Annotated in this window: 20 protein-coding genes; 10 read left to right on the top strand and 10 right to left on the bottom strand. The window is 65.3% G+C overall.

Translation table 11 applies throughout. The features are described from left to right. The first annotated feature begins 87 nt into the window (after positions 1 to 87). Entirely contained in the window at positions 88 to 1,458 is a 1,371-nt protein-coding gene (locus P6U29_RS28195; RefSeq protein ID WP_407113484.1) for a TIGR03808 family TAT-translocated repetitive protein, read from the top strand. On the opposite strand, the gene P6U29_RS28200 is transcribed toward P6U29_RS28195, so the two are convergent. From P6U29_RS28200 to P6U29_RS28220, 5 genes are all read right to left on the bottom strand, one after another. After that, positions 1,455 to 2,081 (bottom strand): TIGR03809 family protein, encoded by a 627-nt coding sequence (locus P6U29_RS28200; RefSeq protein ID WP_407113486.1) that lies wholly within the window; start codon positions 2,079 to 2,081, stop codon positions 1,455 to 1,457. The genes P6U29_RS28195 and P6U29_RS28200 overlap by 4 nt on opposite strands. A gap of 483 nt (positions 2,082 to 2,564) precedes the next feature. Beyond that, positions 2,565 to 4,265 (bottom strand): S8 family serine peptidase, encoded by a 1,701-nt coding sequence (locus P6U29_RS28205; RefSeq protein WP_407113488.1) that lies wholly within the window; start codon positions 4,263 to 4,265, stop codon positions 2,565 to 2,567. Positions 4,266 to 4,281: 16 nt separating this feature from the next. Then, complete coding sequence (locus P6U29_RS28210) at positions 4,282 to 4,977, bottom strand: hypothetical protein (RefSeq protein ID WP_407113490.1); 696 nt, start codon at positions 4,975 to 4,977, stop codon at positions 4,282 to 4,284. Further along, positions 4,974 to 5,543 carry a sigma-70 family RNA polymerase sigma factor gene (locus P6U29_RS28215; RefSeq protein WP_162500363.1) on the bottom strand — a complete coding sequence of 190 codons (570 nt, stop codon included), beginning with the start codon at positions 5,541 to 5,543 and terminating at the stop codon, positions 4,974 to 4,976. The genes P6U29_RS28210 and P6U29_RS28215 overlap by 4 nt, the downstream gene beginning before the upstream one ends. Before the next feature lie 222 nt (positions 5,544 to 5,765). After that, on the bottom strand, positions 5,766 to 5,966 hold the full coding sequence (locus P6U29_RS28220; protein WP_407113491.1) for a hypothetical protein: 201 nt from the start codon (positions 5,964 to 5,966) through the stop codon (positions 5,766 to 5,768). A gap of 10 nt (positions 5,967 to 5,976) precedes the next feature. Between P6U29_RS28220 and P6U29_RS28225 the strand changes: the two genes are divergently transcribed. Both P6U29_RS28225 and P6U29_RS28230 read left to right on the top strand, forming a co-directional pair. Further along, positions 5,977 to 6,441, top strand: coding sequence for a diguanylate cyclase domain-containing protein (locus P6U29_RS28225; RefSeq protein ID WP_407113492.1), 465 nt, complete (start codon positions 5,977 to 5,979; stop codon positions 6,439 to 6,441). A 62-nt stretch (positions 6,442 to 6,503) separates the two neighbouring features. After that, positions 6,504 to 7,604 carry a DUF2336 domain-containing protein gene (locus P6U29_RS28230; RefSeq protein WP_407113494.1) on the top strand — a complete coding sequence of 367 codons (1,101 nt, stop codon included), beginning with the start codon at positions 6,504 to 6,506 and terminating at the stop codon, positions 7,602 to 7,604. Here the strand turns inward: P6U29_RS28230 and P6U29_RS28235 are convergent. Together P6U29_RS28235 and P6U29_RS28240 are read right to left on the bottom strand one after the other, a co-directional pair. Beyond that, on the bottom strand, positions 7,601 to 8,239 hold the full coding sequence (locus P6U29_RS28235; RefSeq protein ID WP_407113496.1) for an NrsF family protein: 639 nt from the start codon (positions 8,237 to 8,239) through the stop codon (positions 7,601 to 7,603). The genes P6U29_RS28230 and P6U29_RS28235 overlap by 4 nt on opposite strands. Before the next feature lie 2 nt (positions 8,240 to 8,241). Continuing rightward, positions 8,242 to 8,787 (bottom strand): sigma-70 family RNA polymerase sigma factor, encoded by a 546-nt coding sequence (locus tag P6U29_RS28240; protein ID WP_407113498.1) that lies wholly within the window; start codon positions 8,785 to 8,787, stop codon positions 8,242 to 8,244. Positions 8,788 to 9,079: 292 nt separating this feature from the next. Between P6U29_RS28240 and P6U29_RS28245 the strand changes: the two genes are divergently transcribed. The 5 genes from P6U29_RS28245 (at position 9,080) to P6U29_RS28265 (ending at position 13,845) form a co-directional block, all read left to right on the top strand. Further along, entirely contained in the window at positions 9,080 to 9,730 is a 651-nt protein-coding gene (locus tag P6U29_RS28245; protein ID WP_407113500.1) for a hypothetical protein, read from the top strand. Positions 9,731 to 9,851: 121 nt separating this feature from the next. Beyond that, the gene (locus P6U29_RS28250) at positions 9,852 to 10,631 is read left to right on the top strand and encodes an enoyl-CoA hydratase (RefSeq protein WP_407113502.1); all 780 of its coding nucleotides are present in this window, start codon (positions 9,852 to 9,854) and stop codon (positions 10,629 to 10,631) included. A gap of 187 nt (positions 10,632 to 10,818) precedes the next feature. Beyond that, positions 10,819 to 12,249 carry a TolC family outer membrane protein gene (locus P6U29_RS28255; protein ID WP_407113503.1) on the top strand — a complete coding sequence of 477 codons (1,431 nt, stop codon included), beginning with the start codon at positions 10,819 to 10,821 and terminating at the stop codon, positions 12,247 to 12,249. A gap of 24 nt (positions 12,250 to 12,273) precedes the next feature. Next, a complete protein-coding gene (locus tag P6U29_RS28260) occupies positions 12,274 to 12,831 on the top strand; it encodes a hypothetical protein (protein ID WP_407113505.1) in 558 nt (185 codons plus the stop codon). A 51-nt stretch (positions 12,832 to 12,882) separates the two neighbouring features. Next, entirely contained in the window at positions 12,883 to 13,845 is a 963-nt protein-coding gene (locus tag P6U29_RS28265) for an amidohydrolase family protein (RefSeq protein ID WP_407113507.1), read from the top strand. Between the two features lie 3 nt (positions 13,846 to 13,848). Here the strand turns inward: P6U29_RS28265 and P6U29_RS28270 are convergent, their stop codons facing one another. The 3 genes from P6U29_RS28270 to P6U29_RS28280 all read right to left on the bottom strand — a co-directional run bounded on the left by P6U29_RS28270 (position 13,849) and on the right by P6U29_RS28280 (position 19,795). After that, positions 13,849 to 16,965: an efflux RND transporter permease subunit gene (locus tag P6U29_RS28270; protein WP_407113509.1), complete on the bottom strand. Its 3,117-nt coding sequence runs from the start codon at positions 16,963 to 16,965 to the stop codon at positions 13,849 to 13,851. A 39-nt stretch (positions 16,966 to 17,004) separates the two neighbouring features. After that, positions 17,005 to 18,249 (bottom strand): efflux RND transporter periplasmic adaptor subunit, encoded by a 1,245-nt coding sequence (locus tag P6U29_RS28275; RefSeq protein WP_407113510.1) that lies wholly within the window; start codon positions 18,247 to 18,249, stop codon positions 17,005 to 17,007. A 145-nt stretch (positions 18,250 to 18,394) separates the two neighbouring features. Beyond that, complete coding sequence (locus P6U29_RS28280) at positions 18,395 to 19,795, bottom strand: CoA transferase (protein WP_407113512.1); 1,401 nt, start codon at positions 19,793 to 19,795, stop codon at positions 18,395 to 18,397. Positions 19,796 to 19,909: 114 nt separating this feature from the next. Between P6U29_RS28280 and P6U29_RS28285 the strand changes: the two genes are divergently transcribed. Further along, on the top strand, positions 19,910 to 20,197 hold the full coding sequence (locus P6U29_RS28285) for a hypothetical protein (RefSeq protein ID WP_407113514.1): 288 nt from the start codon (positions 19,910 to 19,912) through the stop codon (positions 20,195 to 20,197). A gap of 196 nt (positions 20,198 to 20,393) precedes the next feature. Beyond that, the gene (locus tag P6U29_RS28290; protein ID WP_407113516.1) at positions 20,394 to 21,164 is read left to right on the top strand and encodes an SDR family NAD(P)-dependent oxidoreductase; all 771 of its coding nucleotides are present in this window, start codon (positions 20,394 to 20,396) and stop codon (positions 21,162 to 21,164) included. The last annotated feature ends 241 nt before the right edge of the window (positions 21,165 to 21,405 follow it).

Raw genomic sequence — 21,405 nt, forward strand, 5'->3', positions numbered from 1 at the left:
CCTACCGCGAACAATCCTCACGCCCCCAGCCGCCCTGCGCTACCTAATCCCGCGCGGACACCTCCCGCGTCCGCCGGAGGACGCGTCATGGACCTCAATCGCCGTCACCTCATCGGAGCCTCAACCGCGGGCATTGCCGGTGCGCTGGCCATGCCTGTTGACGCCGCGCGCGCGGCGCCGCTGACGTCGCTACTCGGCCGCGATGCCACGCAATATGGTGTTCGGCCCGGCAGCAGCGAGGATCAGACGCGCGCGCTGCAGCGCGCCATCGACGAGGCCGCGCGAGCGCAAATCCCGCTCGCCTTGCCACCCGGCATGTACCGGACCGGTCTGCTACGGCTGCCGAACGGCGCGCAACTGATCGGCGTGCGCGGCGCGACCAAGCTCGTCTTCACCGGGGGCGCCTCGGCGATCCAGAGCGACGGCGCCGATGCAATCGGCCTCACCGGCCTCACCTTCGATGGCGGCAATATCCCACTGCCGACGCGGCGCGGACTGATCCATGTCCTCGGCGGTCGCGATATCCGTATCGCCGATTGCGAGGTCACGAACTCGGGCGGCAGCGGCATCTGGCTCGAGCAGGTCGCGGGCGATATCTCCGGCAACATCTTCACTGACGTCGCGGTGACGGCGGTGGTCTCGTTCGACGCCCGGGGCCTCAGCGTCTGTCGCAACACGATTCTCGGCACCAACGACAACGGCATCGAGATCCTGCGCACCGCGATCGGCGATGACGGCACGCTGGTCGCCGACAACCGCATCGAGGACATCAAGGCCGGCCCCGGCGGTTCGGGCCAGTACGGCAATGCCATCAACGCCTTCCGCGCCGGCAACGTGATCGTGCGCGGCAACCGCATCAAGAATTGCGATTACTCGGCGGTGCGCGGCAACTCGGCCTCGAACATCCACATCAGCGGCAACAGCGTCAGCGACGTGCGCGAGGTCGCGCTCTATTCCGAATTCGCGTTCGAGGCCGCGGTGATCGCCAACAACATTGTCGACGGCGCCGCCGTCGGCGTCTCCGTCTGCAATTTCAACGAAGGCGGCCGCATCGCGGTGGTCCAGGGCAACATCATCCGCAATCTGATCCCGAAGCGGCCGATCGGCACCGCGCCGGACGACGATGCCGGCGTCGGCATCTACATCGAGGCTGATACCTCGGTCACCGGCAACGTGATCGAGAACGCGCCGTCCTACGGCATCGTCGCCGGCTGGGGCAAATATCTGCGCGACGTTGCGATCACGGGCAACGTGATCCGCAAGGCGCTGGCCGGCGTCGGCGTCTCCGTGATACCGGGCGCCGGCACCGCGCTCGTCAACAACAACATGATCTCGGAAACGCCACGAGGCGCCGTGGTCGGGCTCGACCACGCGCGTGCGGTGACGTCGGATCTGTCGGCCGAAGGCGCGCAGCGTTTCGCGCAGGTGGTGGTCGGCGGGAATGCGGTGCGGCGTTAGAACGCGTTCCGCAGCAGCGGGTACTTCGCTTCCAGGCCGTCGAGGCTGAAGGTGAATTCGACGACGCGCTCGGGGGCTGCGGCGATCTCAGTGGCGGGCGGGGAGAACTGCGGCAGAAGCGCCGCCAGCGCCGCGCTCGGCGCCGTGGCAGCAGGCAAGGTGAGCGGTGCCGTTGCTGCAGGCGCGGCGCGCGGTGCAACCGGAGCAAGCGGCGCGATCGGGGCTTCGGTGATCTCCGCGAGCACGTCGGGTTTCGGATCTAGCCTCACCGGCATGGCGGTCTCGGGAGCGATGTGAACGGCCTTGGGCTGCACGGTCTGTGGCTGCTGCTCGCGCGGAAACACGCGCGGCATTGTCGCCGGCGACCAACCGAATGCGGGCGTCACGCTCGCAGCCGCCTCGGCGACGTCCCCGCCGGTTGCAAGCGCGCGCCACGTCTGGACGGCACGCTTGGCTTCCTGGATGTTTTCGAGGAACGCGATCTCGGAATGATAGCGGCGCCAGCGGCCGGTCTCGAACATCTCGGAGAGATGTTGCAGGCGCTGCTCGGCGAGAGCGCACCAGCGCGCCGCGATTTGGCGGCTGACAGCCGTGTCGCGAACAAACTCTTGGCGATGTGTCATGAACCAGCCCGTCAGGAGAAAATACGGACGCGGGGACGCAACGCACACGAATCAATTTAGACGCGACATGAATATTTTGTGGAAAAGTTTTGACTTGTCCAGCAACGACACGGCATTCGTCGTCAATCACCGTAGTCGTGCGGAGATTTACTGTGTTTTCGAGTCAAGCTTCGCACAAGCATAACGGACCTGCGGCGCGCTCCGCGAGCGACGGCGACCAACGCGCTGGCGATTTTCAACCGCAAGCTGAACGAATGCGAAGCTTCAAAAAATCGGACGCCCAAAAAGAAAAGACCCGTCCGGGGGGACAACCGGACGGGTCGAGCCATATGGGCGCTTGGGGTGGATGGGCGCTCGCGCCTGATATGACTGATGGGGAGGGATGACCGCTCCCACATCAGTTGGTCGTGGCAGCTGGCTGAACGTTCAATGCGGGGTTCGCTTTTTTGACCTTCGGCCTCTGCCGCATCATTGACGCAGCCGCTATCGCGACGCCGGCTTATCTGCCTGAGAAACCGCGGATTTATCGTCCGCACTGGACAGCGAGGGTTGCTCGATCGCACGGCTGCCGGGTTCGTCGCGACGCTTCCCCGCGTCTTCACGTTTTGTTGTATCTGAGGCAGCCGCAACCGGCGTCGCGCTGTCGGCGGGAACAGCCATGACCGCGGCAAACGCATCCGTCTGGCCGTCGCCGAAAAGGTCGTCGCGCCCGGGTGAGCCGAGGTCGCGCGCGGTCTTTGCCAGCGTCATGCGCAGCGCTTCCGGCTTCAGAGCGTAGTTGCGCTCGAGCAGCAGCGCCGCGACGCCGGAGACATAGGCGGCCGAGAACGAGGTTCCTGACGTCATCTGGTATTTGCCGTCGGGGGCCGGCAGGAAGATATCGACGCCGGGGGCTGCGAGCGCGATGTAGTTGCCGCGGTTGGAGGCGGAGAACAGCTTGTCTTGCTGATCGGTCGCGCTGACCGCGATCACGTTGGGATTGGCTGCCGGATAGAGCGGCGGCGATTTCGCGCCGGCATTGCCGGCGGCCGCGATCAGCACGAGGCCGCGCGCGGCCGTCGCCGCGATCGCGCGCTCGATCACCGCGTCCTTCGGACCGGCAAAGCTCATATTGACGATCTGTGCGCCGTGCTCGGCGGCGTAATTCAGCGAGCGCAGGATGATGTAGGACGAGCTCTCGGCGCCGCCGAAGGCCCGGATGGCGATGATGCGGGCCTCGGGCGCGCTGCCCATCAGACGGGCATGGGCCACGATGGCACCGGCGATGCCGGTGCCATGAACGTGCGGCCCCTCGGCACTGCCGAGCGCGTCGAAATTGTCGGCGACGGAATTGGCGAGTTCGGGATGCTTGGCGTCGATGCCGGAATCGATCACGGCGATCGTGACGTTGGCTCCGTGCGCCAGCGTATGCGCCTGCGGCAGGCGGAGCTTTGTCAGCGCATATTGCGCAGGATCGCCCTCGGTCGTCCCCGACGATTTCTGGTCCTGAAGCAAATAACGGAAGTTCGGCTGGAGCGAGCGCACGCTGCCGTCGGCCGCGAATTCGCGTCGCACCGTCTCGTACGGCCGGCCGTCGGTGATGCGGAACAGGCCGAACGTGGCTCCGATCAGCGGGAGTTTCTCGGAAGCGACGCGGGTCAGTCCGTGGCGACGCGCCAGCTCGTCGGCCTCGGCCGACGACAGCGCACCGTCGATCTCGGCGACGAATTCGCCTGCGAAGCTGCGCAGGTTCGCCGCGACCGGCGTGTTGTTGCCACGTCCCTTACCAGCGCTCTTCTTGCCTGATTTTCCGGTGCCCTCGCCGCCTGCGTTCGGTTGGCCTGTGCACTCGCCGCCGGCATCGCGATAGGGAGCAGTGCAGGCCGGGTAGAGGTTCGGCGAATAGCGCGCATAAGGCAGCACCGGCGTAAGCCGCGTGCGAGACGACGTGGTGTGCGGAATGGTCGCCATCGTCCGCGGGCCGCGCTCGACGCTGACCGCGCGCGCGGCGACGCTGGGGCTGACCCGCGCGGCAATGCTCGGAGTGATGGTCGGCGTGCGCGAGGGGACGCTGATCGTAGGCGTGCGCATGATCGCCTGTGCCTGCGCAACCTCGACGCCGAGACAGGTGGCGACCAGAAGCGCGGCCCCGACCGACGAAGCGTAGGCCCCGGCACGCACCCTGCTCTCGGATTTGCCCGTCATCGGCTCAGCGGCGCGCCTAGGGCGCCGCGACGGCGAGGTTGACGAACTTCTCGCGCTGCATCCTGCCGAGCAGCGCGGCGAGCTCGTCCTGGCTCATCGCCCTGTCGAACTGGAGGCGGAACATACCGCCCTTGGCGTCGCCGATAATCGACGCCTGGTAGCTGTCGAGCAGCGCGGTGATGTCGGCGACGCGCGCTTCCGGCGTGAAGCGCACCAGCGCGCGCGCCGGCGCGGCCGTGCTACCGAGCTCGCGTGTGATCGGCGCGCTGGTCGAGAGCGAAGCCGTCTGGAAGGTCGCCGGCTGGTTCTTCATCAGCACGGCCCCGATGATTCCGGCCTGCAGCACGAGCGCGACGGCGCCGAGGCTTGCCGACCACGCCAGCGTGCGCGGCGACAGGCTCGCGAAGAAGGTCGAGATGCGCGCCGACAGCGGTAGCGAGCCGGTCGCCCGCGCCGGTTCGGCGTCGATCGCGGTGAAGAGCTTCTGCATCGCGCGCGCCGACGGCGCCCCTAAGCTTTCGTTCAGATGGATGGTCTCTTCGTACTCGCCGCGGATCGCGGCATATTGCTTGGCAAGCTCGGGATCGCGCGCCAGTGCTTCCTCGACACGGCGTGCATCGCGCGCGTTCAGCGTGCCGGCAGCGTGCCAGGGCAGCAGCAGTTCAATTTCACTGGGCTCTTGCTCCAGCATCTTCTTGCTTAAAGCCATCATGGCCAGCCTCGCTCAACGCCGGCTGCCTTCAGCAGTTCGGCCAGTTTCTTGCGCGCATAGAACAAGCGCGTCTTCACAGTGTTCTCCGGTATCCCGACGATTTCGGCCACCTCTTCCACGGATTTCTCGTGGTAGTAGACGAGATCGACGATTTCCCGGTGTTCCGGCGAGAGCCCCGTCAGACACTCCCGCAACGCCTCACTGGTATCCTTTTTCTGCACCACCGTTTCCGGATCGTCGGACGAATCCTCGATCGCGTTGGCAGCTTCCTCGTCCAGCTCGAAATCCTTCCTGCGCCGGAGCGCAGACAGGGCCTTGAATCGGGTGATTGCCAGCAGCCAGGTGGAAACGGCGGATCGGCCCTCGAACTTGCCGGCTTGACGCCAGACGTCGAGAAACACCTCGCTGATGAGGTCTTCCGCCGCCTGCTCGTCCCGCACGAGCCTCAGTCCGAACCTGTAAACCCTGACATGGTGCCGCCCGTACAGCACCTGCATGGCGAGCCGGTCACCTTGAGCGATCCTGGCGATCAGGATCTCGTCCGAAGCCGCCTGTGTCACGCTCAATGGCCGTCTCGCAAAGTTGGTCGGGCCGGTGCGGTGGACGGTTCGACGGGAGGCGCAAAATTGTTCAACCTACCGCAGTCATAGGGGGGCTGATGTGAGCTACCCCACATCTGCGCATTTTTCTTATCCCACCCGCTGAAGTCAGCGGCATCAATCCAGATAGGTATCATAATACTGAGGTGTTCCCTGCGGAATGCACACCGGCACGGCGGGCCGGCTACTTCAGGTTCCATAGCAGCCCTGCACCACGTTTGTCGCGCCAAGCCCTGCTTTGGCTCGACCGCACGCGAAAGATGCATGATCCCCGGTAAAATTCTCGCGCTGGCTGATCACCTTGTTTCGTGTTGCACGGTTCGGATTCGGCTCCAGAAGGATACCAAACCTAAAGGCTTGCCACGTATATTTCGCGCTGACATCCATCATTGGCGGAACCATGAGCACGGCCGCGACGTCCTTTCCGGAGAGGAATGCCGCAGAGGTCGCGAATCTTGTCCTCGCGCCTGAGACCACGGCCCCCGAGGTCCGGGCGCGCCGGGCCCGGCAGCGCCGCCAGATGTATATCGGCCAGGTCGCCAGCTACTCGCTGGGCGCCTCGGTCCTGCTGCTCTACGCCTATGACGGCACGATCTCCATCGGCGTTCCGTCGCTGTTCTGGCTCGGCGGCCTCCTGATTATCGGGACGTTCACAGTGCTGTCGGAAGCCGGATTCGGCGACCGGTTCGAGGATCATTACCTCACCGTCTATCAGATCTCGGCGCATATGGCGCTGCACGTGACCATTTCCGCGGGCGTCGTGACGCTGCGCGACAACGATACTGCCGACACGTTTCTAGCGCGCGCCGACCGCGCGCTCTATTCCGCCAAGACGCAAGGGCGCAATCGCGTTGCAACGGGCTGACCAATTCATTTTTTCCGGCGCGTGAGAAGACGCTACCGGACCGAACGCTCCAGGACAGGGCAATGAGATCGAAATCGGCAACACTATCCGAGAGCCTGCTCGAGGAACTGCAGACTACCCTCTCGCATGGTACCGTTGCGCGCCGGGTCGAGACGCTGCGCCGCGTCACCGATCTCTTCGTGGGCAATGCAGTCGATTATTCCGACGAACACATCCGCGTGTTCGACGACGTGTTCCAGTGCCTGATCGAGCAGATCGAGATTTCGGCCAGGGCGCTGCTCGCCGAGCGCCTCGCACCGATCGCGTCCGCGCCGCCGCAGATCATCCGCACGCTCGCGCTTGACGAGGTCATCGAGGTCTCCGGTCCGGTGCTATCGAAATCGGAACGTTTGGACGAGGCGACCCTGATCGAGATCGCGCGCACGAGGGGCCAAGCGCATCTCAAGGCGATCTCGCTGCGGCGGATGCTGTCGGAAGCGCTGACCGACGTGCTGGTGACGCGTGGCAACGAGGACGTGGTGCAGTCAACCGTCAGCAATCCGGGCGCGCGGCTCTCCGAGGGAAGTCTCGACGAGCTCGTCACGCGCGCCGAACGCGACGACGACCTTGCCAGCTGCATCGGCTTGCGGCCCGACCTGCCGCGTCATCACTATCTGAGGCTGGTCGCCAAGGCGTCCTCGAGCGTGCGCAGGAAGCTCGCGGCCGCGCATCCCGAGCTCGCGGACGAAGTGTCGAGCGTAGTCCAGCAAGCGGCCCAACGGGTCCGCGCCGCCACCTTGACCAGGCACACCGAGATGGCGCGTGCGCTGGTGAAGTCGCTGCACGAGGACGGCCGCCTCAACGAATTCCAGATCACCACCTTCGCCGAACAGGGCAAGTTCGACGAGACCAATGCCGGGCTCGCCGCGCTCGCCGGCGTTGCGGTCGAGACCGCCGAGACCGTGATGATCGAAAGCCGCACCGAGGGCGTGATGATCCTCGCCAAGGTCGCGGGCATGCAATGGTCGAGCGTGCGCGCCATCATCGCCATGCGCGAGAAGCTCTCCGGCGGGTCGCAGACCGACATGCTGGCGCTGCGCGACACCTACGAGGCCCTGCGCTCATCGACGGCGCAGCAGGTGCTGCGCTTCCACCGCATGCAAAGCGCGACGCCGGTGGCCTAGTATCTCAAGACCCTTGCGCCGACTGCCGCACCGACCACAGTCACGACCACCGTCGCGAGCGTGTACCAGGTCGCGACGAACAGCGGGGAGTCGTCGGTGCAGTGCGAGGCGTAGAGGGTCGCGGCGAGCCCGGCCGAGACCAGACCGGCGAGTGCGCCGGCCAGCGCAGGACGTGACGACGCGCCGTGGCGCAGGCCGATCAGCGCGCCCGCAAGCAGCGGCAATGACATCGCAGGGATCGCGACCAGGCACACCCTGGAGTTCTTGCCCATCAGACGCATCGTCATCGGCATGGCTGGCGCCATCATCGCCTCGCTGCCGATCGCAACCGCAAGCAGGCCGACAGGGAGCAGCAGCAGCCAGCCCCAGCCGCGCAGCAGGGCTTCGGGACGCGACAAATGCAGGCTGACGATGATGGCGGGGATTGCGAGCGACAGCGTGACCGCGAACTTCATATCGAAGAAGGGATTGCGCATCGCGCTCATCACGTCGGCGCGCACGCCGAGGAATGTCGCAAAACTCAGGATCGACAAGGGCGCCGCCACCAGCAGCGCCAAGGTCAGCATGGCGCCGACGCGCGGCGCGCGGTGCGCGTTGTCGGCTGCGAGCGAGCGAATGAGTTGATCGGTGTCCATGACTAATGGTCCCGCAGTTTGGCCGTCAGCGCGGCGAGTCCGCGATGCAGCGCGACCCGCACCGCACCTTCGCTCATCGAGAACTTCGTCGCAGTGTCCTTGATCGAGGCGGCCTCGACCGCGATCGACTGCAACACGTCGCGCTGGCGCTGTGGCAAGGTGCTCAGCTGCGCGGCGACCTCGCCCGCCGAGGCCGTCTCCTGCGGCGCCTCGCCCGGCAACGTCTCGGCGAAATCGTCGATGTTGACGAAGACGCGCTTGCCGCGCCGGCGGAGCGCGTCGATCAGCTTGTTGCGGCCGATCGCAAACAGCCAGGGCGCGAAGGGGGCTTCGCTGTCCCAGGTGTGCCGCTTCAGATGCACCGCCAACAGAATCTCCTGCACGATATCCTCGGCCTGGTCGGAAGGCTGCCCGGCCCGCATCAGGCCACGCCTTGCGGCGGCGCGCAGCACCGGCGTGACAGCCTTCAACAGGCGATGATACGCCGCATCATCGCCAGCCATGGCCGACCGCATCAGGCCGGTCCATTCGTCCTCACGTCCGCGCACCCGCGCCCCTCACCATGCAATTCGGCCGCTCTTTCAATTTGTTACATGGATGCCGGGCATATCACGAATTCGTGATCGAGACCCGGACCTCGCGACCGATGCGACAGCAAACATCGGCGACGGCTCATAACACCGATCGACGCGTCCCGCATCGGGCCGCCGGTTGCAAGGGGACGGTTTGCCCCGTTTTTGCCGGGTGTAGCCCGAAGATTCCCATTTTCTGCCCCGCTGTCGTCACGCCCCAGGGTCTCTGTTCGCAGCCGGGACGGGCGGAATTGGGGAGATCGTCAACATGATGAAGACCAGCGCGCGCGCGGCCCTGATTGTCTTGGCCGGGCTTTTCTTGCTGTTCGGGGGCGTTGCACAGGCGGCGCCGAATTCGGCCGCTAGCGGTAAAGCGGAGAGCGCGGACAAGCAGGCCGATACGGCCAAGCACCGGCGCCATGACTCGCGCCGCACCAGCAGCAGCAAGGCGGCGCAGAAATCCGACGACAAGGCCGACAAGAAGGACGCCGCGCCCAAGGCCGACGAGGCCAAGAACGACAGTCAGGTGCCGGCGTCCAGCCAGATGCCGCCCGGCGTCGTCAACGCCAATGCGCAGCTCGCCGCCGATACGCCGCCTGCCGCTGCCGCCTCCGCGATGACGAACCGCGCCAACGACAATGTCCAGGCAGCAGCCGATAATACCAACGCAGCGCCCCCCGAAAGTCAGGTCGTCGCGCCCGATCAGCTCAACGACATCGATCGCGCCCTGCAGCAGGAGAACCCGCCCGCGCAGAAGGCGGTGACTGCCTCAACCGAGGCGCAGCCGCGGCCGGCGCCGGTGATGGCGAGCAGCCAGCAGGGCTCGCCCTGGGACCAGAGCTCCCTGATCGGCAAGATCTTCATCGGCGTCGGCACGCTGCTGACGCTGGCCTCGGCCGCTCGGATGTTCATGGCGTGATTGCCGGCCGATTGGCGGCCTGAGCACTGCGCGTTTCGTCGCGTTCCGGCGGTCTGCTGCCCCTTGAAGCCCACCGCGCCAGCGGGCACATTGCCCGCTCAATCAAAAGCGTGGGTGGAGCATGAGCACGTTCGAACACATCATCGTCGAAAGCATCGGTGCGGTCGGCATCATCAAGCTGAACCGGCCGAAGATGCTCAACGCGCTCTCGTTCGGCGTCTTTCGCGAGATCGCCGCCGCGGTGGACGATCTCGAGGCAGATGATGCCATCGGCTGCATCGTCGTGACCGGCAACGAGAAGGCCTTTGCCGCCGGCGCCGACATCAAGGAGATGCAGCCCAAGGGCTTCATCGACATGTTCTCCGAGGATTTCGCCGCGATCGGCGGCGACCGCGTCGCGCGTTGCCGCAAGCCGACAATCGCCGCGGTTGCCGGTTACGCGCTTGGCGGCGGCTGCGAGCTCGCCATGATGTGCGATTTCATCATCGCCGCCGACACCGCAAAGTTCGGCCAGCCCGAGATCACGCTCGGCACCATTCCCGGCATCGGCGGTACCCAGCGTCTGACGCGTGCGATCGGCAAGTCCAAGGCAATGGATCTCTGCCTCACCGGCCGGATGATGGATGCGGCGGAAGCCGAGCGCTCGGGCCTCGTCAGCCGCATCGTACCCGCCGACAAGCTGATGGACGAAACGATCGCCGCAGCCGAGAAGATCGCGTCGATGTCGCGCCCCGCGGCCGCGATGGCCAAGGAAGCGGTGAACCGCGCCTTCGAGACCACGCTTGCCGAGGGCATGAGCGTCGAGCGCAACCTGTTCCACTCGACCTTCGCGCTGGAGGACCGCTCCGAGGGCATGGCGGCGTTCATCGAGAAGCGCAAGCCGGTGAACAAGAACCGGTAGAGCGCAGTCGGTCAGGCTGGTGTAAGGCTCTGGTGCTTTCCCGCTGAAATCCTGTGACGGAGCTGCAACAAGCACGGAATACATGGGAGTTTTCCCCGCGGCAGTTTGCCTGCGGGACCTCGGCTGGCTAAACAGTTAAGAGGCCATCGTCGGCGGGGGCGGACAGCCGGGGGTTAAGCGGGATTACATGATTGGGCGTACCGCCAGAGCTGGTCGCGTGGTGACGCGGCATCGATGGGGCGTGGGTCCCGTGTTTGCGACATGGACCACGCTGGCGCTCTGTTGCGCCCTGCCCGCGGCCGCATCGGCAGAAGCCCTCCCCGACGCGCTGGCCAAGGCGTACCAGACCAATCCGCAGCTCAACGCCGAGCGCGCGCGCCAGCGCGCGACCGACGAGAACGTGCCGCAGGCGCTCGCCGGCTACCGGCCGCAGATCGTGGCGAGCCTCAGCGCCGGCCTGCAATCGGTACGTAATCTGTTGCCCGACAACACCATCCAGACCGCCAATCTGAAACCCTGGATCATCGGCGTCACCGTGACGCAGACCCTGTTCAACGGTTTCCGCACTGCCAACGGTGTGCGGGCCGCCGAACTCCAGGTGCAGTCGGGCCGCGAGGCGCTGCGCAATGTCGGCCAGGGCGTGCTGCTCGATGCGGTCACTGCCTACACCAACGTGCTCGCCAACCAGTCGCTGGTCGAGGCACAGCGCTCCAACGTCGCCTTCCTGCGCGAAACACTCGCCGTCACCCAGCGCCGCCTCAATGCCGGCGATGTGACGCCGACCGACACCGCTCAGGCCGAGGCCCGTCTCAACCGCGGCCTTGCCGATCTCAACGCGGCCGAGGTCGCCCTCGCCGTCAGCCAGGCGACCTATGCGCAAGTGATCGGCAATGCGCCGTCGCAGCTCAAGCCTGCCGAGGCCGTCGACCGCTATCTGCCGAAGAGCCGCGAGGACGCCATGACGATGGCGATCCGCCAGCATCCGGCGGTGATGGCCGCCAGCTTCGACGTCGATGTCGCCTCCACCAACATCCGCATCGCCGAAGGCACGCTGCTGCCGAGCGCGACGATCCAGGGCAGCGCCAGCAAGAGCCGCAACAACGACCCGACCCTCGGCACCTTTGCCGAGGACCAGGCCTCGATCGTCGCCAATGTCACCGCGCCGATCTACGACGGCGGCCAGGCCGCGGCGCAGACCCGGCAGGCCAAGGAGATCACGGCGCAGAGCCGGCTCGTGCTCGACCAGGTGCGCAATCAGGCGCGCACGGCGGCTGTCAGCGCCTGGGTCGCCAATGAAGGCGCCAAGATCGCGGTCTCGGCGTCGGAGTCCGAGGTGAAGGCGGCGACCGTCGCGCTGCAGGGCGTGCAGCGCGAAGCCGCCGGCGGACAGCGCACGACCGTGGACGTCTTGAACTCGCAAGCCGATCTGATCCAGGCGAAGGCCCGCCTGATCGGCGCGCAACGTGACCGGGTGATCGCCTCCTACACGCTGCTCAGCGCCATCGGCCATCTCGACGTCAAGACGCTGAACCTGAACACACCGGACTATCTGCCCGAGGTGCACTACCAGCAGGTCCGCGACGCTTGGCACGGCCTGCGAACGCCGTCGGGGCAGTAGCCTCAAAACTCTGGGTGGATGCCGATGAAAAGCCGCCGCATCCATCTGATGGGAGCTTCGGGCGCGGGCGTGACCACGCTGGGTCGCGCGCTCGCGGGCCAGCTTGCGCTGCCGCATCACGACAGCGACGACTATTTCTGGCTGCCGACCGTGCCGCCCTACCAGAGGACGCGCCCCACCGCCGACCGACTGCGCCTGATGCGCGAGATGTTTCTGCCGCGTTGCGATTGGGTGCTGAGCGGATCCGTCACCGGCTGGGGTGAGGAGCTTGCGTCGTACTTCGATCTCGTCGTCTTCGTGACCACCCCGCACGAAATCCGGCTGAAGCGATTGCGCGACCGCGAGGCCGCCCATTTCGGCGCTGATGCCGTCGCACCGGGCGGCTGGCGCCATGACGAGACCGCAGACTTCGTCGAGTGGGCCTCCCATTACGAAGCCGGTGATCGCGAAGGCCGCAGTCTCGCCAAGCATGAAGCGTGGCTTGCGGGCCTGCCCTGCCCGGTCGTGCGCGTTGACGGCTCACGCCCGCTTGCAGACCTTGTCGAGCAGCTATGCAGCGAAACGGAGCGGTTGCGCGGCTGATGTGATATTCTTTCCCCACTCGCCTCAAAAAAATAAACTGGGAGAGAAACCATGCTCAGCCGTCGCAGCGTCCTGCTTGCCTCCCTTGCCGCCGGAGTAACCATGACCAGTAAAGCCCACGCCCGTGCGGCTCAGCCCGCGACGCCGATCAATTTCGACGTCCCGGCGCATGCCTGTGACTGCCACACTCACATCCATGGCGATCCCGAAAAGTTTCCGTTCTTCGCGGGGCGGGTCTATACGCCGGAGCCGGCGAGCCCAGAAGAAATGGCCGCGCTGCACAAGGCGCTGCATATCGAGCGCGTGGTGATCGTGACGCCGAGCGTCTACGGCACCGACAATTCCTCCACTCTGTTCGGCATGAAGGCGCGCGGCGCGACGGCGCGCGGCGTCGCCGTCATCGACGACAAGACGCCGGAGAGCGCGCTCGATACGATGCATCAAGACGGCTTCCGCGGCATCCGCCTCAATCTGGCGACCGGCGGCGTCAATGATCCCAATGTCGGCCGACCACGCTTCACCGCCGCCGTCGAGCGCATGAAGGCGCGCGGCTGGCACGTGCAACTCTACACCACGCTGGCCATGATCTCGGCGATCAAGGACCTCGTCGAGACGGCGCCGGTGCCCGTCGTGTTCGACCATTTCGGCGGCCTCGAGGCTTCGCTCGGGTTGGAGCAACCCGGATTTGCCGACCTGGTCGCGCTCGTCAAATCCGGCAAGGCCTATGTGAAGATCTCCGGCGCCTATCGTTCGTCGAAGCTCGCGCCCGACTATCAGGACATGGTGCCCTATGCCCGCGCGCTGATCGCGGCGAATGCCGACCGCATCGTCTGGGGCACCGACTGGCCGCATCCGGATTCGAGCCGCGTCGAGGGACGCAAGCCCACCGACATCGCGCCGCTCTATCAGATCGACGACAGCCGCCTGCTCAACCAGCTTCCGGTGTGGGCGCCGGATGCGGAGGTGCGCAAGAAGATCCTGGTCGACAATCCGGCGCGGCTCTACGGGTTCTGACGATCAGCGCGCGCGGCGGGAGAAGAAGGAGATCAGGACCGGCAAGGTCACCAGGATCACGACCGGCGCCAGCATCATGCCGGTGACGACGACCACCGCGAGCGGCTTCTGCACTTGCGAGCCGATGCCTTCCGACAGCGCCGCCGGCAGCAGGCCGACGCCTGCGACAACGCAGGTCATCAGCACGGGCCGGAGCTGCAGCTCGCCGGTGCGCACCACCGCGCTCATGCGGTCCATGCCCTCCTCAATGAGCTGATTGAACTGCGACAGGATGATGATGCCGTCCATCACGGCGATCCCGAACAGCGCGATGAAGCCGATCGCCGCAGAGACGCTGAATGCCGTGCCTGATATCAACAGGCCCAGCACGCCGCCGAAGATCGCCATCGGGATCACGCTCATCGCGAGCAGGGTGTCAGCCATCGAGCCGAAATTGAACCAGAGCAGCACGCCGATCAGCGCCAGCGAGATCGGCACCACGATCGACAGCCGCCGGATCGCGTCCTGGAGATTGCCGAACTCGCCGACCCATTCCATGTGCGAGCCCGGCGGCAGCTGCACCTGCTCGGCGATCTTCTGCTGCGCCTCGCGGATGGCGCTGCCGAGATCGCGCTCGCGCACCGAGAACTTGATCGGCAGATAGCGCTCCTGCTGCTCGCGATAGATGTAGGCCGCACCGGAGACGAGGCTGATGGTGGCGACCTCGCTCAACGGAATCTGCGTGACGGTGCCGTTCGGCCCGGGCGCGCCGATCCGCAAATTCTGGATCGCCTCGGCACTCCGGCGATACTCTGACGCGAGGCGAACGATGATCGGGAAATGGCGGTCGCTTCCGGGCTCATAAAGGTCGCCGGCGGTGTCGCCGCCGATCGCGACCTTGATGGTGGCGTTGATGTCGCCCGGCGCAAGCCCGTAGCGCGCGGCTTTGGCGCGGTCGATGTCGATCTGGACGGTCGGCTGCCCAAGCGAGGTGAACACCGCAAGATCGGTGACGCCCTGCACGGTGGCCAGCACCGACTTGATCTTGTTGGCGGTGTCGGTGAGCGCCTGGAGGTCGCTGCCGAACAGCTTGATCGAGTTCTCGCCCTTCACGCCGGAGACGGCTTCGGAGACGTTGTCCTGGAGGTATTGCGAGAAGTTGAACTCGACGCCGGGGAAGCGATCGTCGAGCTGCTTCAGCAGCTCCGCTGTCAACCCCTCCTTGTCGCGCGTGCCGGGCCATTGGCTCACGGGCTTCAACGGCGCGAAGAACTCCGCGTTGAAAAAACCGGCGGCGTCGGTGCCGTCGTCGGGACGGCCGTGTTGCGACACGACGGATTCGACCTCGGGCCGGGCGCGGATCAGCTTGCGCATCTCGTTGACGTAGCTGTTGCCTTCCTGGAGCGAGATGGTCGGCGGCAGCGTGGCGCGGATCCAGAGATTGCCCTCTTCCAGCTTCGGCAGGAATTCGAGGCCGAGCAGCCGGCCGAAGATGACCGTCATCACCACGAGGCCGACCGCGCCGCCGAGCACAACACTGCGGTTGGCCACGGCCCAGTTCAGCACCGGCATGTAGAGCCGGTGCAGGATCAGCATCACCTTGGTCTCGGTCTCTTCGACATGCGCGGGCAGGATGATGGCGGACAGCGCGGGCGTGACGGTAAAGGTGGCAAGCAGGCCGCCGGCGAGCGCGTAGGCGTAGGTACGCGCCATCGGCCCGAAGATGTTGCCCTCGACGCCGGACAGCGTAAACAGCGGCAGGAAGGCCGCGATGATGATCGCGGCGGCAAAGAAGATCGAGCGCGACACGTCGGCGGCGGCGCTGAGAATGGCGTGGCTCTTCATCCCGAACAGCGTCTCGGGCGACATGTGCTCTGATTCCGACGTCGGCGTCGTCTGCGTCAGACGGCGGAAGATCGCCTCCACCATGATGACGGTGGCATCGACAATCAGGCCGAAGTCGATCGCGCCGACTGACAGCAGGTTCGCCGATTCCCCGCGCAGCACCAGGATGATCACCGCGAAAAACAGCGCAAACGGAATGGTGGCGCCGACGATCAGCGCGCTGCGGAGGTCACCCAGGAAGATCCACTGCAACAGCACGATCAGCAGGATGCCGACCACCATGTTATGCAGCACGGTGTGGGTCGTGAGGTCGATCAAATCCTTGCGGTCGTAGATCCGCTCGATCCGCACGCCCGGTGGCAGGATGGTCGAATTGTTGATCTGCTGGACGAGCTGCTCGACACGCTTGATGGTTGGCGTGCTCTGCTCGCCACGGCGCATCAGGACGATGCCCTGCACGATGTCGTCGGCATCGTCGAGGCCGGCGATGCCGAGACGCGGTTTCTGTCCGACCGTGACGGTGGCGACGTCCTTGACCAGCACCGGATTGCCGTTGGTTTGGGCGATCATGGTGTTGGCAAGGTCGTCGATCGAACGGATCAGGCCGACACCGCGCACCACCGCCGATTGCTGGCCGATATCGACGGTGTTGCCGCCGACATTGACGTTGGAATTGCTGACTGCCTGGAGCACCTGCGGCAACGTCAGGCCGTTGGCCACGAGCTTGTTGTTGTCGACCTCGAGCTCGTAGGTCTTGCTCTTGCCGCCCCAGCCGGTGACGTCGATCACGCCGGGCACCGCGCGGAAGCGGCGCTGCAGAATCCAATCCTGGATGGTCTTGAGGTCGAGCACGCTGTAGTTCGGCGGGCCCACGAGGCGGTAGCGGAAGATTTCGCCGATCGGGCTGAGCGGCGATATCTGCGGCTGCACGTTGCCCGGCAGCGGCGCGAGCTGCGCCAGCCGGTTCAACACCTGCTGCAACGCCTCGTCATAGGTGTAGGCGAATGAGAACTGGAGTTTGACGTCAGAAAGCCCATAGAGCGAGATGGTGCGGATGGTCGTGAGGTTCTTCAGACCCGCGACCTGGGTCTCGATCGGGATCGTGATGTAGCGCTCGATCTCCTCGGCCGACAGGCCCGGGCTCTGCGTCACGATGTCGACCATCGGCGGGGTCGGATCGGGATAGGCCTCGATGTTGAGCTGGTTGAACGCGATCAGGCCGCCGATCAGCACGGCCACGAACATGCCGACCATCAGGAAGCGCCGGTTGACGGCAAGAGCGACGAGGCGATCCATTCAGGTCTTCAGCTTGTCTTCAGTTTTCTTGGATGTCGATCAGCTGCCGGACGCCGCGCGGTCGATGAACAGACTGCCTTTGACGACAATCTGCTCACCGGGCTTCAGATTGCTGGTGACCTCAACGAGGTTGCCATTGATGAGGCCGGTCTTGATCTGGCGCAGCTCGACCGACTTGTCCTCGCGCGCGACCCAGACACGGACCTTGTCGGCTTCGTAGATCAGGGCCTGCTTTGGCACCGCCGGCGCGGCGCGATCGCCGGCGGAATAGATCGTGACGTTGGCAAACATCTCCGGCTTAAGCAGGCCGTCCTTGTTGTCGATGGTGGCGCGGACCAGTAGGCGACGGGTGGTGGGGTCGATCGCGGCGGCAACGTAGTTGATCTTGGCGGTGAACGGACGGCCCGGCAGGGCCATCACATTGACGGTGATGTCCTGTCCGATGCACACCGCGGCCGCATCGCTCTCGCGCACGAAGGCGGTGAGCCAGACCGTGGAGAGGTCGCCGACCACGAAGACCGGATCGCTGGCGCCGGCGCTGACATATTGGCCGGGGCCGATCTTGCGCTGCACGACCGTGCCGGAGATCGGCGAGTAAATCGTGATCTCCCGATTGATCGTGCCCTTGTCCTGAAACGTCTTGATGGTCTCGTCGGTGAAGCCGAGGATGCGCAGCTTGTTGCGTGCGGCCTCCAGAGCCGTCACCGCGGAGCGCATGTCGTTCTGCGCCTGGATCTGGGTCGCTTCCGCCTGCTGGTAGTCCTTCAGCGGAATGGCATGCCCCTCATAGAGATCCTTGGCGCGCTTGAACTGGATATCGGCGAGATCGATCGCCGACTTCGCCTTGTTCTGCGCGGTCATCGCCGCGATGAAATCATTCTGGGCCTGCACGGTGTCGGCGGCCTCTATTGTGAACAGCGGTTGACCTTGCGTCAGGGTCTCGCCGGGCTTGGCGAGCAGCTTGGTGACCCGGCCCGCATAGGGCGAAAACACCTGCGTCGAGCGATCCTCGTCGACCGCGACCTTGCCCTCGGTGACATATTCGGCCCGGAAGGTCTTGGCCTTGACCGGCTCGATCGTCAGCGTCGCCCATTCGGACGGGGTCGGCGTGAAGGTCTGCGCATTCCTGCGCGACTGGCTGGAGATCTCGGAGTGCTTCTTTTCCTTAGGCCCCGCATAGAGGAAGCCGAAGGCCCCGGCACCGGCAAGAGCTAGTAAAACTACGGATGCGATCATCCGTTGTTTTGTAAACACCTGCAATCGCTTGGTATTTTCAACTGCCATGGAGCCCGGTCGTGTCTGCGGCGATCTCGGCAGACGCCTGCCTTGTCGATCGCGCTAATAGTGCCGAATTGGGAGTTCAAACAACCTAAAAAACGCTTCGCACCTTTCCGTTTGCGTTAAAATTTTGCGACGCGTCAGCTTCACGTCAGCTTCGCTCCGGCCACTGTGCGGGATGACTGCCGAGAGGCATTGCGGGTCGGCTCCATTGCGCCGGTGTCTTCGACAGCAGTGCCGAATGCTGTACCGCCTTCAAGGTGCCGAAGCCAGATGGCATGCTCTCGATGAACGCAGCATGTACGGCCTCGCCCGTAAGATCCGGGGTGTTCAGTCCACCGTCGAGCCGGCCGAGATTCCACAGCCAGCGCCCGGTCTGCGCCAGCGACACGCGCACTTGCCAGCTGCCGCCTTCGCGCGCCTGGCGTGCTTTGGCCATCATCGCGCCGAACGCCATCAGATAACCGGTGGCGTGATCGAGGATCTGTGCCGGCAATTCCTTGGGAGCATCGATGCCGGCGGCTTGGCCTTCGGCATGGTTGAAGCCGGTCGTGGTCTGCACCAGCGAGTCGAAGCCGCGCCGCTCGGCCCAGGGGCCGGTATGGCCATAGGCGGACAGCGTGACATAGACGATGCCGGGATTGATTTGCGCTGCGTCCTCCGGCGCGAAGCCGAGAGCGGCGAGCGCGCGCGGGCGATAGCCTTGCGAGAAAATGTCGGCGTCTTTCAACAGCTCGCGCAGCTGCGCCCGCCCGGCTTCGCTCTTCAACTCGATGAAGGTGGTGAGCTTGCCGCGACCGGTATCGATGGTGAGCCAGGGAATGGCGGGCAGCTGCGGCCCTGACACCAGCAGCACGTCCGCGCCGTGCGCAGCAAGCGTGCGGCCGGCGACGGGGCCCGCAATGACGCGGGAGAGATCGAGCACACGAAGACCCGAGAGCGGACGATCGCCCTTTGGCCACGGCTTTGGCCGGGCCTCGCCGATCCTCTCGATCGAGACCAGCGGCAATTGCGCAAGCGCACGCGCCTGCGGCAGCGCCGACCATTCGTCGTAGGACCGCATCAATGCCACGACGCCGCCTGCGGCGTAAGCCGCAGTTTCGAAGTCCTCCCCCGTCCATTGCATCAGCGCCGCCTGCACCTTCTCGCGCTCAGGCTCGCAGCCGAGCACCTTGCAGACGGCGTCGCGATGATGCGGGAAATTGGTGTGGCAGCGGACGAAGCGTCCATCGCCGGTCCTGTAGACGCCGGCGATCGCGTCCCAGGCCGGCGGGGGCGGCTTGTCGTCGACGCGCAGATAGCGCTCGGAGCGGCATTCGGCGACGGCGTGGCGCATGTCGACATGAACATCCTGAGTCTCACCGCAGCGCAGTCGCCAGATTTCGGCGGCGGCGAGGCCGGCAGCGGCTATCGTCGTCTGGCCGGCGACGGCGACACGAAACGAGGATGGGATCTGCGGCTCGGTGCCGGTCAGCCGCACGCGATCGAGCGCGGCCGCATCGCCGTCGGCGGAGGTCCAGATACTGCGAAGAATATCGGCGGGGCTTTGCATGGCCGCTTCTCTCCCCTTCATGTTTGAGCATGACCTTGTCGGAAAACCGCTGCGCACTTTTCCGGATCATGCTGTAGTTTTCGCGACCATCCCACGATCACAGAAAGGATTGCAATGGTCGCCATCGATCCCCTCACCGCAGGCGCTGTGTTCGTCGCAACGGCGGCCACCGACGCGGTCTATGTGATGTTCACCTCGGCCGTAGTCGCGCGCAAGCGCGTGCCGGCCGCGACCTGGAGCGCGATCTGGTACCTGCTCTCATCCTACGCGGTGATCAGCTACACCGAGAATGCATTCTATGTCGCCTTCGCCGCGATCGGCTCCTGGGTCGGCGCCTACGTCTCGCTGACCTTCCTGCATCGCCCGCCCGGCGGCCCGCCAGTGGGGGCGGCGCCCGAGTGAGGCGAGCGCATCTCTTTCCACGTCATTGCGAGCCACGTCATTGCGAGCGAAGCGAAGCAATCCAGAATCGTTCCGCGGCATCCAGTCTGGATTGCTTCGTCGCAAGAGCTCCTCGCAATGACGATTTGGAGGCTTCTGCGTGTCCCTTCAAGCAGCTACACTTCCCGCGACCAAGAAACAAAGAAGGAGTCCAACAATGGATCTCGGTCTCAAAGGCAAGAACGCCATCGTGCTCGGCGGCACGCGCGGCATCGGGCGGGCGATCGCGGCGACGCTGGCCGGTGAAGGCGCCAATGTCGCGGTCTGCGCGCGCAACGCGGATCAGGTTGCGGCCACCGTCACTGAGTTGAAGGCGAGCGGCATCAACGCCACCGGCGGCCCGGTCGACGTCACCGACGGCACGGCGCTGAAATCCTGGATCGAGACTGCAGCAAAGGAGCTCGGCGGCATCGACATGCTGTTCTCCAATGCCGGCGCAATGGCGCAAGGGCACGATCCCGCGTCGTGGGAGCAGAATTTCCGGCTCGACGTTCTCGGCGCCGTGCACGCCTTCGACGCGGCGCGGCCGTTTCTCGAGACAAGCGGCGCCAGCAGCGGCGATGCGGCCTTCGTGATCATCTCGTCGATCTCCGCGGCGCAGGCGGACACCGCGAGCTCCTACGGCCCGATCAAGGCCGCGCTGATCCACATGGCCAAGGGACTGGCGCGGCAATACGCGAAGAAGAAAATCCGCGTGAATGTCGTTTCGCCCGGCACCGTCTATTTCGAGGGCGGCGTCTGGGAGATGATCGAGAAGAACATGCCCGAGCGTTACAAGGATGCGATGAGCCGCAATCCGACCGGCCGCATGGCAACGTCCCAGGAAATCGCCAGCGCGGCGGTGTTTCTGGCAAGCCCGGTGTCGGGGTTCACGACAGGATCCAATCTCGTCGTGGATGGCGCGATCTCGAACCGGGTGAATTTCTAGAAGAAGCCTGCTTTGCGAGACTGTCTCGGCGGTCATCGCCGGGCTTGACCCGGCGATCCACGCGGCACCGCGGTCATTGAAAGACGTGGATGCCCGGGTCAAGCCCGGGCATGACGACTGTGGGCGTAGTGCGCGATCGCGTCAACAAACTCGTCATTGCGAGCGCAGCGAAAGCAATCCAGACTACCGCCGCGGAAAGACGCTGGATTGCTTCGCTGCGCTCGCAATGACGGCGTGGTGG

Source organism: Bradyrhizobium sp. LMG 9283, assembly GCF_045571415.1.
Classification (GTDB): domain Bacteria; phylum Pseudomonadota; class Alphaproteobacteria; order Rhizobiales; family Xanthobacteraceae; genus Bradyrhizobium.

Coding starts and splice junctions, on each gene's coding strand:
- P6U29_RS28195 (WP_407113484.1), top strand. CDS start 88: ATGGACCTCAATCGCCGTCACCTCATCGGAGCCTCAACCGCGGGCATT.
- P6U29_RS28200 (WP_407113486.1), bottom strand. CDS start 2,081: ATGACACATCGCCAAGAGTTTGTTCGCGACACGGCTGTCAGCCGCCAA.
- P6U29_RS28205 (WP_407113488.1), bottom strand. CDS start 4,265: ATGACGGGCAAATCCGAGAGCAGGGTGCGTGCCGGGGCCTACGCTTCG.
- P6U29_RS28210 (WP_407113490.1), bottom strand. CDS start 4,977: ATGATGGCTTTAAGCAAGAAGATGCTGGAGCAAGAGCCCAGTGAAATT.
- P6U29_RS28220 (WP_407113491.1), bottom strand. CDS start 5,966: ATGATGGATGTCAGCGCGAAATATACGTGGCAAGCCTTTAGGTTTGGT.
- P6U29_RS28225 (WP_407113492.1), top strand. CDS start 5,977: ATGAGCACGGCCGCGACGTCCTTTCCGGAGAGGAATGCCGCAGAGGTC.
- P6U29_RS28230 (WP_407113494.1), top strand. CDS start 6,504: ATGAGATCGAAATCGGCAACACTATCCGAGAGCCTGCTCGAGGAACTG.
- P6U29_RS28235 (WP_407113496.1), bottom strand. CDS start 8,239: ATGGACACCGATCAACTCATTCGCTCGCTCGCAGCCGACAACGCGCAC.
- P6U29_RS28245 (WP_407113500.1), top strand. CDS start 9,080: ATGATGAAGACCAGCGCGCGCGCGGCCCTGATTGTCTTGGCCGGGCTT.
- P6U29_RS28250 (WP_407113502.1), top strand. CDS start 9,852: ATGAGCACGTTCGAACACATCATCGTCGAAAGCATCGGTGCGGTCGGC.
- P6U29_RS28255 (WP_407113503.1), top strand. CDS start 10,819: ATGATTGGGCGTACCGCCAGAGCTGGTCGCGTGGTGACGCGGCATCGA.
- P6U29_RS28260 (WP_407113505.1), top strand. CDS start 12,274: ATGAAAAGCCGCCGCATCCATCTGATGGGAGCTTCGGGCGCGGGCGTG.
- P6U29_RS28265 (WP_407113507.1), top strand. CDS start 12,883: ATGCTCAGCCGTCGCAGCGTCCTGCTTGCCTCCCTTGCCGCCGGAGTA.
- P6U29_RS28270 (WP_407113509.1), bottom strand. CDS start 16,965: ATGGATCGCCTCGTCGCTCTTGCCGTCAACCGGCGCTTCCTGATGGTC.
- P6U29_RS28275 (WP_407113510.1), bottom strand. CDS start 18,249: ATGGCAGTTGAAAATACCAAGCGATTGCAGGTGTTTACAAAACAACGG.
- P6U29_RS28280 (WP_407113512.1), bottom strand. CDS start 19,795: ATGCAAAGCCCCGCCGATATTCTTCGCAGTATCTGGACCTCCGCCGAC.
- P6U29_RS28285 (WP_407113514.1), top strand. CDS start 19,910: ATGGTCGCCATCGATCCCCTCACCGCAGGCGCTGTGTTCGTCGCAACG.
- P6U29_RS28290 (WP_407113516.1), top strand. CDS start 20,394: ATGGATCTCGGTCTCAAAGGCAAGAACGCCATCGTGCTCGGCGGCACG.